The organism is Streptomyces sp. NPDC034086 (assembly GCF_055575515.1).
On sequence record NZ_JBVISM010000002.1, the window covers coordinates 687,504 to 704,566 of the forward strand.

Below are 17,063 nucleotides of genomic sequence, written 5' to 3' on the forward strand. Positions count from 1 at the left end.
AGACCGTCAGCCCTGAGCCAGCCACCAGCGGTAGGTGGCGTCGATGCCGTCCCGCAGCGCGATGCCCGGCTTCCAGCCCAGCGAGGTCAGGCGCGAGACGTCCAGCAGCTTGCGCGGGGTCCCGTCCGGCTTCGACGTGTCCCAGGCCAGCCTGCCCCGGAAGCCGGTCACCTCGGCGACCGTCTCGGCCAGTTCCCTGATCGTGAGGTCCTCCCCGCAGCCGATGTTGACGGGCTCGTCGCCGTCGTAGCGCTCCAGCAGCACCGCGCAGGCGGCCGCCAGGTCGTCCACGTGGAGGAACTCCCGGCGCGGGGTGCCGCTGCCCCACAGGGCGACCTCCTCGCGGCCCTCGGCCGCCGCCTCGTGGAAGCGGCGGATGAGGGCGGGCAGCACGTGCGAGGACTGGAGGTCGAAGTTGTCCCCGGGGCCGTAGAGGTTCGTGGGCATCGCGGAGATGTACGAGGCCCCGTACTGCTTGCGGTACGACTGGACCTGGACGATGCCGGCGATCTTCGCGAGGGCGTAGGCCTCGTTCGTGGGCTCCAGGGGGCCCGTCATCAGGGCGTCCTCGGTGATGGGCTGCGGGGCCAGCTTCGGGTAGATGCAGGAGGAGCCGAGGAACAGCAGACGGCCCACGCCGGCGGCGTGCGCTCCGGCGATGACGCTGAGCTGGATCCTGAGGTTGTCCTCCAGGAACTGCACCGGGTACGTACTGTTCGCCATGATCCCGCCGACCTTGGCGGCGGCCAGCACGACGGCGTCGGGGCGGACGTCCCGCAGGTACGCCTCCGTCGCGGCGGCGTCGCGCAGGTCGAGGTCGGCGCGGCCGCGGGTGAGCACCTCGTGGCCGTCGGCGGTGAGGCGGCGCGCGACCGCGGACCCCACGAGGCCGCGGTGTCCGGCGACGAAGACGCGGGCGTGCGGGGGCAGGAGGGGCTGCGAAGGTGTCATACCGCCGATGATGCCAGCCCGCTCACGGCCGGTCCCCGGGGAGCCCGGATCCCGCCGGGCATCGGCCGGGAGCGGCCGGCCCTCCGGCCCGCGGACCGCGTCCACGGGACGCACCGTCATGCGCGGTGCGCACCACGCCGGTCGGCGTCCCGGTCACCGGCGGCCCCGGTGGCGGCCGGCCCGGCGTGTACGGTACCCATCCGGTCGCCGGGAACGGGGGGCGGCCGCCGTGCGGCCGCCGGTCCCGCGCGGCCGCACACGACCAGCGGCCGGCCGGGCCGCACGCAGACACCGGGGCGCGGCCCCGGCCAGAACAGCAACCGACCCCAGGGGGACCCCACATGGGCAAGACCGCACTGATCACCGGCGTCACCGGGCAGGACGGCTCGTACCTCGCCGAGCTCCTGCTCTCCAAGGGCTACACGGTGCACGGGCTCGTGCGGCGGTCCTCCAGCTTCAACACGGAGCGGATCGACCACGTCTACCAGGACCCGCAGACGGCGAACCGTTCCTTCGTGCTGCACCACGCCGACCTCTCCGACGGCGTCGCCCTGGTGAACCTGCTGCGCGACATACGCCCCGACGAGGTCTACAACCTCGGTGCCCAGTCGCACGTCCGCGTCTCCTTCGACGCCCCCCTCTACACGGGCGACGTGACCGGGCTCGGCGCGCTGCGCCTGCTGGAGGCCATCCGGGCCAGCGGTGTCGACACCCGGATCTACCAGGCGTCCTCCTCCGAGATGTACGGCTCCACCCCGCCCCCGCAGAACGAGGACACCCCCTTCCACCCGCGCAGCCCGTACGGCGCGGCCAAGGTCTTCGCGTACTGGACGACGGTGAACTACCGGGAGGCGTACGACATGTTCGCCGTCAACGGGATCCTCTTCAACCACGAGTCGCCCCGCCGCGGCGAGACCTTCGTGACCCGCAAGATCACCCGCGCCGTCGCCCGCATCAAGGCCGGGCTCCAGGACCACCTCTACCTCGGCAACCTCGACGCCGTCCGCGACTGGGGCTACGCCCCCGAGTACGTCGACGCGATGTGGCGCATGCTCCAGCAGGACGAGCCCACCGACTACGTGGTCGCCACCGGAGTCGCCGCCACCGTGCGGGAGTTCGTGGAGTCCTCCTTCGCCCACGCCGGCCTCGACTGGACCGAGCACGTGCGCTACGACGCCAAGTACGAGCGCCCCAGTGAGGTCGACGCCCTCATCGGCGACGCCTCCAAGGCGCGGGAGGTCCTTGGCTGGAAGCCGACGGTGCTGGTGCCCGAGCTGGCGCGGATCATGGTCGACGCCGATGTTCGGCAGGTCGAGGACCAACTGGCGGGCGCGACCGTGCGGATCGACCGCTGAGGCGTCCGGCTTCCCCTACGATTTGCCGTGTCCCGGCCATTCCCGCGAGCTCAGGGCTCCGTACGGGTGTGGCCGGGCGCGTACCCGCCGTATGTCCACCGTGCACCCTCCAGCCTGAACCCCGTTGATTCCAAGTTGGTATGCAATGGGTCAAGTGAGGTGACCGGGCCTCACGTGAGCCCTAGTCTGCGCCAGTACATATGGCTGTTCGGATAGTTCCAGCCATCAAACCGGGCGAAAGCCCTGGGGGGCCCATGCGTAGATCCAGAGGGCTGACTGCTGCCCTCGCACTGTCACTGGCCGGCGCCGGCACGGGACTCGGCCTGGTGCTGATGCCCGAGGCGTCGGCCATCACACCGCCGGTGGCGTTCACCGCCGACGAGCTGCCCACCTGGCAGCCGAACGGCGTCGTCTTCGCCATGGAGCAGGCGAACGGCACCGTCTTCGCCGGCGGCACCTTCTCGGCCGTCCGGCCGCCCGACGGCGCCGGCGGCACCGAGCAGGAAGCGGTCAACTTCGTCGCCCTGGACGCCGAGACGGGCAGTCCCACCTCCTGCAAGCTGGCCTTCACCGTGGGCGACGGCAGCGCGACCGTCCGGGCGCTGGCCGTCTCCAAGGACGGGAAGACCCTGTACGCCGGCGGTTACTTCGGCGCCGTCAACGGCACCCCCGTCTCCAGCCTCGCCGCGATCGACATCGAGAGCTGCACCCCCAAGGCCTCGTTCCACCCGGGCGTGCCCGCCACCGTGCGCGCGCTCGACGTCACCGACGACACCCTCTACGTGGCCGGCGACTTCGGCACCGTCGACGGCCAGACCCGCGAGCGGTTCGCCGCGGTCGACGCGGCCTCCGGTGCCCTCAAACCCTTCACCGCCCACGCGGACGAGCCCGGCCGGGCCGTCAAGGTCAGCAACGACGGCAAGAACGTCCTGCTCGGCGGCGACTTCTTCACCGTCAACGGGGCCAACACCCACGCGCTCGCGGTCGTCGACGCCACCACGGGCGCGGTCGCCAAGACGTACGCCACCATCCCGTCCAACTCGGTGGTCAAGCACATAGCCGCCGACGCGACGGGCTACTACACCGGCAACGAGGGCTCCGGCGGCGGCGTCTTCGACGGCCGCCTCGCCCTGAACCCCGACTTCACGGAGAAGTGGCGCGACCGCTGCCTCGGCGCGACCCAGTACGTGCTGCCGTACGACGGGGTCCTCTACAGCTCCTCGCACGCCCACGACTGCTCCACCGAGCTCGAATTCCCGGACGGGAAACGCCACTTCTTCCTCGCCCAGCCCACCGACCACACCGGCACCGCCCCCGCACCCGTGGACGGCTTCGTGCGCGGCCCGCGCAAGCTCGGCTGGCACCCCACCGCCAACGACGGTGTGGGCGAGGGCATCGGCCCCCGCGTCATGTCCGTCGCTGAGAAGAACGGCGTCAAGTACCTCTGGGCCGGCGGTGAGTTCACCCTCATCAACGGCCGCCCCCAGCAGGCCCTGACCCGCTTCGCCGGCACCGGTGACATCGGCGCGCCGACCACCCCCGTCGCCAGCGCCGCCAGCGTCAGGCCCGGCGAGGCCCAGGTCCGCTGGCGCACCAGCTACGACCAGGACGACAGCAGGCTCACGTACCGGATCTACCGCAACGGCTCGGCCACCCCGGTCCACACCACGACCGCCGACTCCCTGGAGTTCGAGCGCCCGCAGGCCTCCTGGACCGACACCACCGTCAAGGCGGGCCAGTCCTACACCTACCGGGTGACCGCCACCGACGCCGCCGGCAACACCAGCGCCCTGTCGGCGACCGCCTCGGTGACCGTCCCGGTCTCGGTCCAGGCCTACCCGGACAAGGTCCGCGCGGACGGCGCCCAGCTGTACTGGCGCTACGACGACACGGTCAGCCCGTACGTCGCCGACTCCTCCGACGGCGGCAACACCAGCGGCATCCAGGTCAACGCGCCCGCGCTGCGCCTGAGCCCCGGCGCCGTCAGCGGCACCAGCACCGCCATGGGCTTCAACGGCACCAGCCAGCAGGTGTACAGCGACCACCGGCAGTTCGTCGGCAGTGCCTTCACCGTCGAGACCTGGTTCAAGACGAACACCACGCGCGGCGGCAAGCTGATCGGCTTCGGCAACAACACGGTCAACAACAGCGGCTCCTTCGACAAGCAGCTGTACATGACCAACACCGGCCGCCTCGTCTTCGGCGTCTACAACGGCTCGGCCCGCACCGTCTCCACCGGCCTGTTCGAGACGTACAACGACAACAAGTGGCACCACGTCGTCGGCACCCAGGGCCCCGGCGGCATGACCCTGTACGTGGACGGCCAGAACAAGGGCACCAACAGCGCCACCACCTCCACCGCGTACGCCGGCTACTGGCACGTGGGCGGCGACAACCTCAGCGGCTGGCCGAGCCGCCCGACGAGCAACTTCTTCGCCGGGCAGATCGACGAGACCGCCGTCTACCCGTCGGCGCTCACCCAGGCCCAGGTCAAGTCCCACTTCGACCTGGCCAAGGCACCCACGGACACGGTCGCCAGGGTCGCCGTCTCCGAGGACACCTACGTCAACCAGGGCGCCCCGGGCACCGCCTACGGCACGTCGTCCTCCCTCGCGGTGCGCGGGACCTCGGCGTACGAGACGTACCTGCGCTTCACCCTCCCGGCCGCCCCGGCCGGACAGGTCCTGAAGGCCGCCTCCCTCCAGTTCAAGACCTCCACCCAGACCGGTGCGGGCACCGTCGACACCGTCTCCGTGGTCCCCGTCACCGGCAGCTGGAGCGGCGAGGGCACGACGTTCACCACCAAGCCCACCCTCGGCACCACCCCGCTCGGCAGCATCGCGGGCGTGCCGGACGGCTCGGCCGTCCAGAGCGTCGAACTGGACACCGCCGCGGTCTCCGCGGTGCTGGGCGGCAGCTACGGCCTCGGCCTGACCGGCTCGGGCACCGACCCGCTGTGGATCTGGTCCTCGGAGTCCACCGCCGCGGACGCCGCCCCGCAGCTGGTCCTCACCTTCGGCCAGAAGTGACCGCCTGACGGCGTACGGGGCCCGGCGCACCACGCGCCGGGCCCCGTACGCCCACCCACCCAGTACGTACGGGAGCCACCTGATGTACCGACGCTCCGCGGCGGCCGCCGTCCTGCTCGCCGCCGCCCTCACGCTGACCGGCTGCAGTTCCGCCGACGACGGCGCGTCCGGCGCCGCCCGGACCGCCGACCCCAAGCCGCCGGCCCCGTCCTCCGCCCCCGACCCGGCGGACGCCACCACCGGGCCCACCGCGGCGGCCCCGCCCGACGCGAAGCCGACGGGCCCGGTCCTGCCGGACGCGAAGCTCACCCCGAAGACGGGCAGCTTCAAGGACAACGAGAAGAAGTACCTGAGCGGACGCGTCCCGGAGAAGACGGACCCGGCGGCCGTCCTCCAGATCGGCCAGGAGACCTGCCAGCGCGTGGAGCGCACCGCCAAGCGGGACAGGGAAGCCGCGGCCGCGGCCGTCATCTCCGGCGAGGTCACCGGTGCCGGGGACGCGATCACCTTGCTCTGCCCGGAGCAGAAGCCCGTCCTGGAGATGGCGGAGAAGGGCTTCGGCGACGGCTCCCGCACCGCCCCCGCCCCCGGCACCTACCGGGCCCTGACCCAAAGCACCACGTGCACCTGGGAGATCAGGGCCAAGGACGGCTCCGTCCTCGCCTCGGGCCCGGAAGCCCCGCCCAAGGCGGGCGAGAGGATCACGGCCACCGTCCCCTCCGGAGCGGACCGCTTCACCTCGACGGGCTGCTACGCCTGGCTCCCGGCGTGAGCACCGCCCCGTCCGCGCAACGGCCTTGACCCCGCGGGCGTTTCCGCGCCCGTCTTGCGGGTAACCGCGCCGTCACACGACAGACGGAGGCGAATCCTATGCGGGGCATCGGCGGTTGCATCGCCCTGATCGTGGTGGGGGCCGTCCTCACCTTCGCGAGCGACTGGGAGCTGGAGAGCGTCAACCTCGACCTCGTCGGCCTGATCATGATGGCGGCCGGCTGCGTCGGCCTCGGCGTCTACGCGAGCGTCCTCAAGCGCCGCCGCGCCACGGCCGCCTTCCCGGTGGTGGAGGAACACCACCACCGGGGCGACCTCTGATCCTTCACGCGCCGGACTCCCGCCGTGGCGGCCGGGGCGGCGGCCCCCGTCCTCAGGGGCGGACGGCCCCCTCGTAGACGCCGAGCAGGGTGTCCAGTACGGCGTCCATCGAGAAGGACGCCGCGGCCAGTTCGCGGGCGGCCGCCGAGGCGCTCGCGTTCTCGGCGGGGGCCAGCAGGTCGAGGACCGCCCGCGCCACGTCCCGCGGGCCGGGCTCGACGGCGCGGCCCGCGCCGGCCGCCGCGATGTCGCGGGCCAGGCCGTTGGAGTGGGTGACCACCGCGGGGACGCCCACCGCGAGGGCCTCCAGGACCGACATGGGGAACGGTTCGTCCACCGAGGGCAGTACGTAGACGTGGGCGCGGCGCAGCTCCGCCAGCACCCCGGCGGTGGACAGGGCGCCCGGCACCGTGAACCGGTCGCCCAGGCCGAGGGCGTCGATCCGGGCCCGGACCGCCGCGGCCTCGCCCTCGTCCGGGCCGGCCACCACGAACTGCGCGCCGGGGTGGACGGCGAGCACCGCCGGGGCCGCGTCCACGAAGTCCACCGGCCGCTTGCGGGACTGGAGCCGCGCCGAGTACAGGATGCGCGGCGGACCCGCCGGCGGCGGGCGCTCCTCCTGCGCCGGCGTGCCGTTGACCAGCCGGACGGCCCGCGCCAGCGGCGAGCCGGCCACCGCGTCGAGCCCCTCCCGCTCGTGCGGGGTCAGGTACAGCACCGCGTCCGCGCCGCGCAGCAGGCGGCGTACCGCCACCGCGTCGAGGACCTTGGCCAGGACCTTCCCGCTCGGGTCCACCATGCCGTGGGTCTGGAGCACCAGCGGCTTGCGGGCCCGCAGCGCCGCCAGGGCCACGGGCAGGGTGACCAGGTCCCGGGCCAGGTGGACGTGGACGACGTCGGCGTCCCGGACCAGGCGGCCCGCCGAGGCCAGCAGGGCCGGCGAGGTCATCCCGCTGAAGCCGAGGGGCAGCAGCCGGCGGGCCGGGAACAGCTTCGCCGGGACCCCCTCCACCGCGGTCGGCCAGGGATCGAAGCCCTCCCCGAGCGCGAGGAGCCGCGCCTCGTGACCGCGCGCCCGGAGCCCCGCGGCCAGGTTCAGGGCGACCCGTACGGGGCCACCGAAGGCGTGCGAGGGGGAGTGCAGGGTGACGGCGTGCAGGACTCTCACTTCGGCTCCTCCACCGGGCGCCGGCGCCCGTCCTGGGTCTGCAGGGTCAGGGCCGGCAGGTCCCGGTGCACGACCGCGCCCGCGCCCGCGACCGCGCAGCGGCCCACGGTCACGCCCGCCAGCACGGTGGCCCGTACGGCCACCCACGCGCCGTCCTCGACGGTGATCGGGGCGTTGCGGTAGCGGAAGTCGGCGGCCCGGTGGTCGTGCGAGCCGGTGCACAGCATCGACTCCTGCGAGAGGCACACGTGCGAACCGATGGTCAGCGGCTCCAGGTTGAGCAGCCAGACGCCCTCGCCGATCCACGTGTGGTCGCCGACCTCCAGCTTCCACGGCCACAGCACGCGCACCCGGTGCCGGATCAGCACCCCCTCGCCGATCTTCGCCCCGAAGGCCCGCAGCAGCGCCACGCGCAGCCGCGCGGGACAGAACCAGGCCATGAAGAGGGTGTTCATCACGGCGAACCACAGGGCCTGCGTCAGCGGCCCCCGCCCCTTGTCGTATCCGGCCAGCGTGAAAGCAGGAAGATCGCGCAACAGTCGCCCCTCGTCGTCCGCCCCGGGCGCGCCTCCCCGGGCGCCGGACGCTCAGACTAAACTGCGCGCTGATCACTTACAGGGGTGGGGGCAACAGTGGCCACGGACATGCGCGAACCCGCCGTGAAGCCGGTCCCGCCGCCCTTCGAGGACGAGTCCCAGTGGGGGAGGGTCACCACCCCGCGGACCTTGCTCTCGCGGGCGCTGTCCGTGCCGCTCGCCCTCGGGTTCACCGTCTTCCTCCCGCTCTTCGTCGCCGTCCAGCCGGGCGACGGCCAGCACGACGCCGCCTTCTGGCTCCAGCTCCTGCTCACCATGTACGCGGGCGCCCGGCTGTCCGCCATGGTCCTGACCGGCCGTCGGAAACTGCTCCAGGGGGCCTTCTGGCTCTTCGTCTACATGGCCATGGGCGTGGCCCCGCTCGCCCAGGCCGTCCTCGGCCGGGTCCCCACCCCCGTCGTGGGGCCCCGCTCCGACCTCACCCTCGCCATCGGGCTGGTCCTGCTCGGCTGTACGGCCTTCGACGTCGGCGTGCTGCTCGCACGCCACCGGCCCGCGGGCCGCGCGGGCGGCGCCCCGGGCGAACCCCGGCCGCTCATGGCACACCGGCGGCGGCTCCAGCTGCTGACCGTCCTCGCCTTCCTGGGCAGCGTGGCCTTCATCCTCAAACTCGGCGGCCCGGCCGTCTTCTTCTCCAGCCGCCAGGAGATCATCGCCGGGATCGAGGAGGCGGGCGTCTCCAACGGCGACGGCCAGGCCGGCCAGGCCCTGCTGCGCGGGTTCGGCACCGTGCCCGCGCTGCTCGCGCTGCTCCTGTACACGCGCTGGCTGATCACCTCGAGGTTCGCCCGGCGCAAGGTGTCGGTCATCGTCACCTGGTCGGCGCTGGCAGTCCTCAACCTGATCGTCAACAACCCGGTCTCCAACCCGCGGTACTGGTTCCTGACCGTCCTGTTCGCGCTGCTGTTCACCGTCTTCCCGGTGAGCGCCGCCATGTACCGGGTGGCGCTCTCGATGGCCGTCGTGGTTGCCCTGCTGGTCTTCCCCTTCGCGGACCGCTTCCGCTACGACGAGAAGAACTACAAGCCCGTCGAGACGACCTCGTTCCTGGAACCGATGGCGCTCAAGGACTACGACCAGATCGGCATGTTCGCGAACACCATCACCTTCTCCGAGTCCGGCCCCGGCCACTTCTACGGGCGCCAGCTCGCCGGATCCGTCCTCTTCGCGGTGCCCCGCTCGGTGTGGCCGGGCAAGCCGCGCGACACCGGCGTGATGGTCGGCCAGTGGATGGGCACGGTCAACACCAACCTCTCCTCGCCGGTCTGGGCCGAGCTGTGGCTCGACTTCGGCCCGCTGGGCATGGGTGCCGGGCTGCTGGGCATCGGGTACGCCGCCGCGCGCGTGGACCGCCGCTACGCCGAGCGGGCCACGCGCCGCTCCGCACCGGGCAGCCTGGTCTCCGTGGTGGTCCCGCTGGTCGCCGGGTACTCCTTCATCCTGCTGCGCGGTCCGCTGCTCCAGGCCTCCGGCCGGGTCGCGATCGCCGTGATGTGCCTCGCGCTCGTGGCCACGTACCGCCAGGACAAGGCCACCACCCTGCGCTGACGCGGCGCCGGTCCCTTGGCCGCATCGTGCCAGGCAGCTTCGGGCCACCCCCGGCCCCTGGAACACCCCCCGCTGGCCAGGACATGATCCTGTCAACGCCCCGAGAGGGGCGGGGGAAACGGGGCGGCGCCGCCGAGCGCGCCCCGCAGCCGCACACACCGCACCGCGGAGCGCCCGCGCAGCTGCGGACACGCGGCTCATTCGTGTCCGGAACATGGGGGATCGTCATGTCTGCTCGTACCATCCGTCCCTGGGGCGGGGCCACCACCTTCACCCGTCGTGCGCTGACCTCGGTCACCGGTGTCGCCCTGGCCGCCTCCGGCCTGGTCGCCCTCGCCGCGTCCCCCTCCCACGCCGCGGGGCCCGCCTACCAGATGCCCTTCAGCTGCGACCAGGCCTGGCTGGGCAAGACGTACAGCGGCCACAGCCCCTCCGTGCAGTCGATCGACTGGACGCACGGCAGCACGACCGCCAACCAGCCCGTGCTCGCCAGCGCCGACGGCGTCGTCAGCATCGCCACGACCCTGACCAACCCGGACGGCTCGTACCGCAGTTACGGCAAATACGTGGTCATCGACCACGGCAACGGTTCGAGAACCCTCTACGCCCACCTCAACGGCTACGACGTCAGCGCGGGCACCCGCGTCGTGCGCGGCCAGAAGATCGGCGTCGTGGGCAACACCGGCAACTCCTCGGGCGCCCACCTGCACTACGAGCAGCAGTACAACGGCTCGGTCAAGCAGTCCGTCTTCGACGGCGTGCCCTTCCAGATGGGTACGACGCTGACCAGCCGCAACTGCGCCGACACCACGCCCCCGCCGGCGCCGTCGGGCCAGTGGCGGGCGCAGGTCGTGGTCGAGTCGGGCGGCGGCCTCCACCACGCGGTGCGCAACGCGGACCGCACGTGGACCGGCTTCGGCGACGTCGAAAGCGTGACCGGCGAGCTCCCGGGCGGGGTACGGACCACCGCCGAGGCGGGCGTCAACGGCGACACGCACGTCCTCGCCGTGACCAACGAGGGCAAGCTGTACCACTCCATCCGCTTCGCCGACCGCTCCTGGGCGGACTTCGGCGACGTGCACGCCGCCGCGGGCGCCCTGGCGAACGTGACGCACGTGGCGGCGGTCTCCTCGGGCACCGAGCTCCAGGTCGTGGTGGTCGCGGACGGGAAGGTCCACCACACGGTCCGCCGGGCGAACGGGACGTGGACGCCGTTCGGCGCGGTCGGCAACCCCGGCGGGGCGCCCGTGACGAAGCTGGCCGTCGCCCGGGTGGGAACGGACACCCAGGTCGTGGCGGTCTCGGACGGATCCCTGTTCCACACGGTCCGGCACGCGGACGGCACCTGGACGGGCTGGGGCAACGCCTCCGCCGAGACGGGTGTGACCGGGGTCGAGGACGTCGCGGCGGCCGGTACCGGCGGTGACCTCCAGCTGGTGGTGACCACCGAGGGCGGCGCGAAGCGCTACCACGGGGCGCGTTTCGCCAGTGGCCAGTGGGCCCTGAACGACCTGTCCGCCGTCGTCCCGGCGGGCGTCACCGTCACCGACGTCGCGGCCGCCGCGGTGGACAACGAGCTCCAGGCGGCCTTCGTCACCACCGACGGACGGGTCCTGCACACCATCCGCGCCGTGAGCGGGGCCTGGTCGCCCGCCGCCCCGGTCGACCTGACCGGCGTCCCCGGCACCCGGACCGGCGTCTCGATCACCGGCACCTACAACTGACCCGGACACACCGCGGGCCCGGGACGACCACCGTCCCGGGCCCGCTCCGGTGCGCTCAGGCGGCGGCCGTGACCTCCGCCGGCACCTTCAGGCGGCCCACCCGCAGCCACCCGGCGGCCGCCTTCGCCGCGGAGCCGAGGGCCAGGCCCCAGGCGGCGCCCGCGACCCCCCACACGGCGTACCCGCCCAGCAGCAGGCCCACCGACAGCAGCGAGTACACCACCTGGAGCGAGAGGGTGGCCTTGGGGCTGAGCACGCGCAGGGTCAGCAGCGCGCAGGTGCCGAGGCCCATGACCGCGTACTGCGCGCCCGTGGCGGGCAGCAGGGCCGAGGCGGAGGCCCAGGTGCCGCCCAGCAGCTCCCGCCCCAGCCGGTCCGGGAGGGCGTACAGCACCGCCGCCCAGCCAGCGCCCAGCACCGCGAGGCCCCCTCCCGCCACCGCGGTCAGCCGGACCACGCCCCGCTTGCCGGACGCCCGCCCGACCACCGGCGGCCCGAAGGCGGTCGCCGAGTTGAACAGCACGTTCAGCGGGCCGAAGAGGGTGCTGGCGCCGCGCAGCGCACCCACGGCGAGCGGCGTCGCGAACACGCCGAGCCCGAGCACCGCCAGCTGGCTGGAGCCGTTGCCCACCGCGAACTCGACGACGAAGCGCCGCCCGAGGTGCCCGCGCCGCAGATAGGGCCGCAGGTCCGCGCGCACCCCGCGCACGAAGGGCCGCAGCAGCCACAGGCCCAGCCCCAGCGCGGGCAGCGCGGACAGCCCCCACACCAGCACCAGCCGGCCCGCCGGAGCCCCGTACGGCTGCACGGCCAGCGCCCCCGCCGCGCACCCCAGCCGCAGCGCGTCCGCGGCCAGCGCCCGCCCGGGCACCCGCAGGGCGGAGAAGCAGTAGCGCAGCCCGTCCTGGACGAGCACCACCGGCAGGACGAGTCCCAGCGCGAGGAACGCCCACCCGGCGTCCCCGGGCACCGCGAGGCCCACCGCGGCCGGCACCAGACCGGCGGCGGCCGAGGCGACGGCCGTGAACTGCACGGAGGAGCGGCACACCGTCGCCAGCCGCTCGCCCTTCTCCAGCACCACGGTCTGGCCGACGTACGCCATGTTCAGCCCGAGGAGCACGCTGAAGGCCACGTAGACCATCGAGAAGGCGGCGAAGCCCGAAGCGGACGACAGCCGGGCCGCCAGGACCAGGACCAGGATGTTCGTGGCGCTGGCGGCGGCCTGGTCCAGGACCGAGGAGACCGCGGCGAGACCCCGCCGGCTCACCTGCGGCCCGTGCGGACGGTGCGCAGCGCCACCGTGTCGCTGCCGTCGCCCGGGAGGCCCTCCCCGGCTCCGGCGTCCTCCCCGGCCGGCGGCTCCGGCCGTGCCGCGCCGGCGGACGCGACCCCGGCGGCCTCGGCCCCGGCGCGGCCCGCGCCGCGCTTGCCGGAGTGCGGCGGCGCGTGCAACACGGCGCCCAGCACGGTCCCGCCGGCGCCGCTGATCAGTTCGCGGATCCGGGCCAGGTCGGTGCGGTGCACCGCCCGCGGGTCGCAGACCACCAGGACGCCGTCGACCCGGTCGACCAGGGCGAGCGCGTCCGCGTACGAGAGGACGGGCGGCGCGAGCACCACCACGGTGGAGTTGGGGGAGTCGGCCTCGGCGATCAGCCGGGTGGTGCGCGGCGAGGTCAGCGCACGGGCCACGTTGCGCACCCGGTCGCCCGGGATCAGGTCGAAGTCGCCCGATTCCCCGGCGTCCACGACGAGCTGGCGTCCGTCGGGCCACTCGGGGGCGCCCGCGCCGCCCGGCGGCAGGCTCCAGCGCGGCCGTCCGGCCGCGTCCGTCGGGAGCTGGCTCGCCAGGACCGGGGTGCGCAGGTCGGCCTCGATGAGCAGGACGTCCTTGCCGGTCTCGGCGAAGGAGGCGGCCAGGTTCACGGCCACGGCGGCGGCCGTCTCGCTGCTGCCGCGCGGGGCGACCACCAGCAGCCGGCGCCGGTCCGCGAAACGGGAGTCGTAGGCCAGCCGGAAGGCCACCGAGCGGTACTCCTCGGCGAGCCGCGGATCGGCCTCCCCGGCCGCGAGGAGCGGGCCGCCGCCGGTGCGGTCCCGGGGCAGGTAGCCCAGGACGGGCGCGCGCAGGGACCGGGCCACGTCGCCCTCGGAGCGCGGCGCCGGGTCGAAGACCAGCCGGACCCACGCGGCGAGCAGGCCGAGCGCCAGGCCCACGGCCGCGCCCAGCGCGAGCGACATGGGCAGGCCCGGGCCGTCGGCGGCGGCGGGCGGGGTCGCGGCGCTGGTGACCCGGCCCGGGGTCATGTCCAGGGCCTGCAGCTTGGCGATGTTGCCGTTGAGGGTGTTGACCTTGTTCTGGAGGTCGGTCCGCGAGGAGAGGGCCGCGTCACGGGCGGTCCCCGCCGGCATGTTGTTGATCTGCCGGGCCACCTCGTCGAGCTGCTTGGCGACCGGGTCGCGCTGGGCCTCGTACCCCTTGACCATCGTGTCGCGGGTGATGTCGAGCGCCTCCTGCCGCTTGAGCAGGTAGGCGGCGGCCATGCCGTTGGCGCGCTTGGCGGCCTCCTTGGGGGAGGCCGCGGTGTAGGTGAACCGGAGCACCATCGTCTGCGGCGGGTTGGTCACCTGGAGGCCGCCGCGGAGGGCCCGGAAGTCCTTGTCGGGCACGCCGAGCGTCTTCGCGGCCTGCGCGGCAGTGGAGCTGGAGAGCGCGACCTGGCGTTCCGAGCCGATGTTGATGGCCTTGTCGGGTGCCAGGCTCGGGTTGAACGGGTCGTCGGTGGGCGCGCGCAGCACCACGTCCGCGACGGACACGTAGGTGTCCGACGTGGACACGCCGAGGTAGACGCCGCCCAGCAGGCCGACCGCCACGCCCGCGCCGAGGAGCCGGCGGTAGCGCAGCAGCTGCTTGAACTGGTCGCGCAGGAGATCGGGTTCGTCCTGGTCCGGGGCCGTCGCCGGGCGGTTCGTCTCGGTCACGGGCGCGGTCCCCCAAGTGCTTCGTCGATGAGTGCGTCGATACGGGCCAGGCCCGCCTCACGGCTCAGGTGGGCCGCCACGTGCGCCGGCCCGGCCGCGCCCAGGGCCTCCGCGCCCTCGGGGTCCTCGGCCAGGGACCGGACGGCCTTCAGCAGGGCCTCGGGGTCCTCCGGCGGTACGAGCACCCCGGCGCCCGAACGTTCCACCTCCTGCGCGGTGCCGCCCTGCGCCGCGACGGAGGCGACGACGGGCCGGCCGGCCTGGAAGTAGGAGGTGAGCTTGGACGGGACGCTCATGTCCAGCACGCCGGCGTGCTGCGTGACCGCGAGGACGTCCGCCGCGGCGAGGACGTCCGGGAACTCGCCGTCCGCGGCCGGCGGGATGATGTCCAGGTTCGGCACGTCGGCCGCGAGGCTCGCGAGGGCCGCGCGCTGGCTGCCGTCGCCCATGAGGACGAAGCGGACGTCCGGATCCAGCCGGGCGGCGCCGACGAGGACTTCGAGGCCCTGCTTGAGGCCCATGTTCCCGGAGTGCAGGACGACGGTCTGGCCGGGTGCCCACCCCAGGTGGTGGCGCGTCTCCCCGCGCGGCCTGGTGGGCCTCGGCACGTGGGACCAGTTGGGGACGAGACGGATCCGCCCCGGGTCCACGCCCATCGCCACGACCCGGTCCACGAAGGTCTCGTGGATGACGCCGACCAGGGCGCCCCGCCTGAGGGCGTACGCCTCCGCGCGCCCGGCGATCGCCGCCGCCCTGTCGCCACCGCTGATGCCGCTCTGCGCGGCCGCGGCGCCCATCAGGTCCTGGACGACGGGTACGAACGGCACCTTCCAGCGGGCCGCGAGCCGTGCGGCCGTCACCCCGCCGGCGAGGCTCGGCATCTGCGCCATGACCGCGTCGGGCCTCGGCATCCGGGGAGGGGCCACCGCGCCGTGCAGCAGAATCGATCCTTCGAAAAGCGCCCGGCGGAGGGCGGTCTGACGGGGCGGCACCGTGTGCGCGCGCCGGTGCACGGTGACCCCCGCGCGCCGTTCCGTGCGCCGTAGCGCCCCCTTGTACTCCGGCTCGACCGACCAGGCCGGGTAGTGCGGCATGCCCGCCAGGACGTGCGTGTCGTGGCCGGTACTCGCCCAGTGCTCCGCGATCTGGGTGGCGTACGGTCCTATGCCCGCGTGCTCGGGGGCGTAGTTGGTGGAAACCAGCAGCAGCCGCCGGTGACCGGATGTGGACACTGAACGTCCCCTTCTCCCCTGGATGATGCGCACGTCACCCTATTCGTTCACCGGCCGGCTGCGGAACGTGCACGCTATTGTCTGCTGAACCGCCGCACCGGGGGGTGCGGCCGCTGGGGGGTAACCGATGACGGAGCGCGAATTGACCGATCCTGTGCCGTCCACGCGCAGGCCGTACCGGGTGGGATACGCGCCCGGTGCCTACGACCTCTTCCACATAGGCCACCTCAACATCCTCCGGCACGCCCGCAGCCGGTGCGACTACCTGGTGGCCGGCGTGGTCTCGGACGAGATGGCCGAACTCGCCAAGGGGCGCCGCCCGATGATCCCGCTCGTCGAGCGGCTGGAGATCGTCCGCAGCGTCAGGTACGTGGACGCGGCCTTCGTGGAGACGGTCCCCGACAAGGTGGAGACCTGGAAGCAGGTGCGCTTCGACGTCATCTTCAAGGGCGACGACTGGCGGGGCACCCCCAAGGGCGAGAAGCTGGAACGGGACTTCGCCGCCCACGGGGTCGACGTCGTCTACTTCCCCTACACCGTGCACACCTCCAGCACCCAGCTGCGCCGGGCCCTGGACGCCCTCGCCCAGCCGGCGGGCCCGGCGCTGGAGCAGCTCACCGCCGAACGGCGCTGAGCTCGCGGAACCACTTCGCCAGGAACGCCAGCAGGAACAGGGCGGCGACCGCGCCCAGGCCCGCGTACGCCCAGCGGAACAGCGTCCCGTCGCCCAGCAGCAGGAACACCAGGCAGAACACGCCGTAGTCCACGGGCAGCAGTGCCACCGCGCGCAGGGTCGACGGCGCGGCGGCCGGGCTGCCCGGCGCGGGCCGCGGCTTGAGCTTCTCGGTCAGCAGCCCGCCGAAGAAGGTGACGACCGCCGCGAACTGGAAGCCCAGCGGCACCAGCAGCCAGCCGTCCGAGCCGGTCCCGTAGGCCTCGGGGAACCGGTGGAAGGCGATGAGCACGCAGGCGTGCAGCGCGGTCAGCTTGGCGGCGTCCACGACGTGGTCGAGCCACTCGCCCGCCGCGCTCCCGCCGCCGCGCAGCCGGGCCAGCTGGCCGTCGGCCGAGTCGAAGGCGAAGCCGGCCGCGAGCGCCGCCCAGACGGCCGCGCCCAGGGCCCACGAGGGCGCGGCCAGGGCGACCGCCGCCACGGCCGCGAAGCTGAAGGCGGCGCTGACGAGGGTGACCTGGTTGGGGGTCATGCCGAGGGCGTAGGCGCCGGCGGCCAGGTAGCGGCCGACGGGCCGGTTGACGAACCGCGAGTAGAGCGACACCCCCTTGGCCGACTTCTGGGCCCCCCGCAGCTCCCGGAGGGCGGTCCCGACTCTCCCCATGCGTGCCCCTGTTCGTGTGGTCATGTGTTCGCGCGTTCACGGAAAGGGCACA

Annotated in this window: 14 protein-coding genes; 7 read left to right on the top strand and 7 right to left on the bottom strand. The window is 73.6% G+C overall.

All coding sequences use genetic code 11. The annotated features are described in order from the left end of the window. Nucleotides 1–6: 6 nt before the first annotated feature. Nucleotides 7–951 (bottom strand): GDP-L-fucose synthase family protein, encoded by a 945-nt coding sequence (locus ACZ514_RS08560; protein WP_468166375.1) that lies wholly within the window; start codon nt 949–951, stop codon nt 7–9. Between the two features lie 341 nt (nt 952–1,292). Between ACZ514_RS08560 and gmd the strand changes: the two genes are divergently transcribed. From gmd to ACZ514_RS08580, 4 genes are all read left to right on the top strand, one after another. Beyond that, the gene (gene gmd, locus ACZ514_RS08565) at nt 1,293–2,306 is read left to right on the top strand and encodes a GDP-mannose 4,6-dehydratase (protein WP_468166377.1); all 1,014 of its coding nucleotides are present in this window, start codon (nt 1,293–1,295) and stop codon (nt 2,304–2,306) included. Nucleotides 2,307–2,560: 254 nt separating this feature from the next. Further along, the gene (locus tag ACZ514_RS08570; protein WP_469124391.1) at nt 2,561–5,335 is read left to right on the top strand and encodes a LamG-like jellyroll fold domain-containing protein; all 2,775 of its coding nucleotides are present in this window, start codon (nt 2,561–2,563) and stop codon (nt 5,333–5,335) included. A gap of 82 nt (nt 5,336–5,417) precedes the next feature. Then, nucleotides 5,418–6,107, top strand: coding sequence for a hypothetical protein (locus ACZ514_RS08575; protein WP_469124392.1), 690 nt, complete (start codon nt 5,418–5,420; stop codon nt 6,105–6,107). Between the two features lie 98 nt (nt 6,108–6,205). Then, nucleotides 6,206–6,427 (top strand): hypothetical protein, encoded by a 222-nt coding sequence (locus ACZ514_RS08580; protein WP_468166383.1) that lies wholly within the window; start codon nt 6,206–6,208, stop codon nt 6,425–6,427. 52 nt (nt 6,428–6,479) lie between these two features. Here the strand turns inward: ACZ514_RS08580 and ACZ514_RS08585 are convergent, their stop codons facing one another. Both ACZ514_RS08585 and ACZ514_RS08590 read right to left on the bottom strand, forming a co-directional pair. Then, nucleotides 6,480–7,595, bottom strand: coding sequence for a glycosyltransferase (locus ACZ514_RS08585; protein ID WP_469124393.1), 1,116 nt, complete (start codon nt 7,593–7,595; stop codon nt 6,480–6,482). Beyond that, nucleotides 7,592–8,131, bottom strand: coding sequence for a WcaF family extracellular polysaccharide biosynthesis acetyltransferase (locus tag ACZ514_RS08590; RefSeq protein WP_468166387.1), 540 nt, complete (start codon nt 8,129–8,131; stop codon nt 7,592–7,594). Before ACZ514_RS08590 ends, ACZ514_RS08585 begins: the two co-directional genes overlap by 4 nt. Nucleotides 8,132–8,239: 108 nt before the next feature. Between ACZ514_RS08590 and ACZ514_RS08595 the strand changes: the two genes are divergently transcribed. Both ACZ514_RS08595 and ACZ514_RS08600 read left to right on the top strand, forming a co-directional pair. Next, a complete protein-coding gene (locus ACZ514_RS08595) occupies nt 8,240–9,739 on the top strand; it encodes a hypothetical protein (protein WP_468166389.1) in 1,500 nt (499 codons plus the stop codon). A 227-nt stretch (nt 9,740–9,966) separates the two neighbouring features. Beyond that, on the top strand, nt 9,967–11,463 hold the full coding sequence (locus ACZ514_RS08600) for a M23 family metallopeptidase (protein ID WP_469124394.1): 1,497 nt from the start codon (nt 9,967–9,969) through the stop codon (nt 11,461–11,463). Between the two features lie 55 nt (nt 11,464–11,518). Here the strand turns inward: ACZ514_RS08600 and ACZ514_RS08605 are convergent, their stop codons facing one another. The 3 genes from ACZ514_RS08605 to ACZ514_RS08615 are packed head-to-tail and all read right to left on the bottom strand — an operon-like array spanning nt 11,519 to nt 15,644. Next, nucleotides 11,519–12,730 carry an MATE family efflux transporter gene (locus ACZ514_RS08605; protein ID WP_469124395.1) on the bottom strand — a complete coding sequence of 404 codons (1,212 nt, stop codon included), beginning with the start codon at nt 12,728–12,730 and terminating at the stop codon, nt 11,519–11,521. Further along, nucleotides 12,727–14,442, bottom strand: coding sequence for a lipopolysaccharide biosynthesis protein (locus tag ACZ514_RS08610; RefSeq protein ID WP_469124396.1), 1,716 nt, complete (start codon nt 14,440–14,442; stop codon nt 12,727–12,729). The genes ACZ514_RS08605 and ACZ514_RS08610 overlap by 4 nt, the downstream gene beginning before the upstream one ends. Then, on the bottom strand, nt 14,439–15,644 hold the full coding sequence (locus ACZ514_RS08615; RefSeq protein WP_469124483.1) for a glycosyltransferase family 4 protein: 1,206 nt from the start codon (nt 15,642–15,644) through the stop codon (nt 14,439–14,441). Before ACZ514_RS08615 ends, ACZ514_RS08610 begins: the two co-directional genes overlap by 4 nt. A gap of 172 nt (nt 15,645–15,816) precedes the next feature. Between ACZ514_RS08615 and ACZ514_RS08620 the strand changes: the two genes are divergently transcribed. Further along, nucleotides 15,817–16,308 (top strand): FAD synthase family protein, encoded by a 492-nt coding sequence (locus ACZ514_RS08620; protein WP_468166397.1) that lies wholly within the window; start codon nt 15,817–15,819, stop codon nt 16,306–16,308. Here ACZ514_RS08620 and ACZ514_RS08625 read toward each other — a convergent pair. Then, entirely contained in the window at nt 16,289–17,011 is a 723-nt protein-coding gene (locus tag ACZ514_RS08625; RefSeq protein WP_469124397.1) for a CDP-alcohol phosphatidyltransferase family protein, read from the bottom strand. The genes ACZ514_RS08620 and ACZ514_RS08625 overlap by 20 nt on opposite strands. Nucleotides 17,012–17,063: the final 52 nt, after the last annotated feature.

Coding starts and splice junctions, on each gene's coding strand:
- ACZ514_RS08595 (WP_468166389.1), top strand. CDS start 8,240: ATGCGCGAACCCGCCGTGAAGCCGGTCCCGCCGCCCTTCGAGGACGAG.
- ACZ514_RS08575 (WP_469124392.1), top strand. CDS start 5,418: ATGTACCGACGCTCCGCGGCGGCCGCCGTCCTGCTCGCCGCCGCCCTC.
- ACZ514_RS08580 (WP_468166383.1), top strand. CDS start 6,206: ATGCGGGGCATCGGCGGTTGCATCGCCCTGATCGTGGTGGGGGCCGTC.
- ACZ514_RS08625 (WP_469124397.1), bottom strand. CDS start 17,011: ATGGGGAGAGTCGGGACCGCCCTCCGGGAGCTGCGGGGGGCCCAGAAG.
- ACZ514_RS08600 (WP_469124394.1), top strand. CDS start 9,967: ATGTCTGCTCGTACCATCCGTCCCTGGGGCGGGGCCACCACCTTCACC.
- ACZ514_RS08570 (WP_469124391.1), top strand. CDS start 2,561: ATGCGTAGATCCAGAGGGCTGACTGCTGCCCTCGCACTGTCACTGGCC.
- gmd (WP_468166377.1), top strand. CDS start 1,293: ATGGGCAAGACCGCACTGATCACCGGCGTCACCGGGCAGGACGGCTCG.
- ACZ514_RS08560 (WP_468166375.1), bottom strand. CDS start 951: ATGACACCTTCGCAGCCCCTCCTGCCCCCGCACGCCCGCGTCTTCGTC.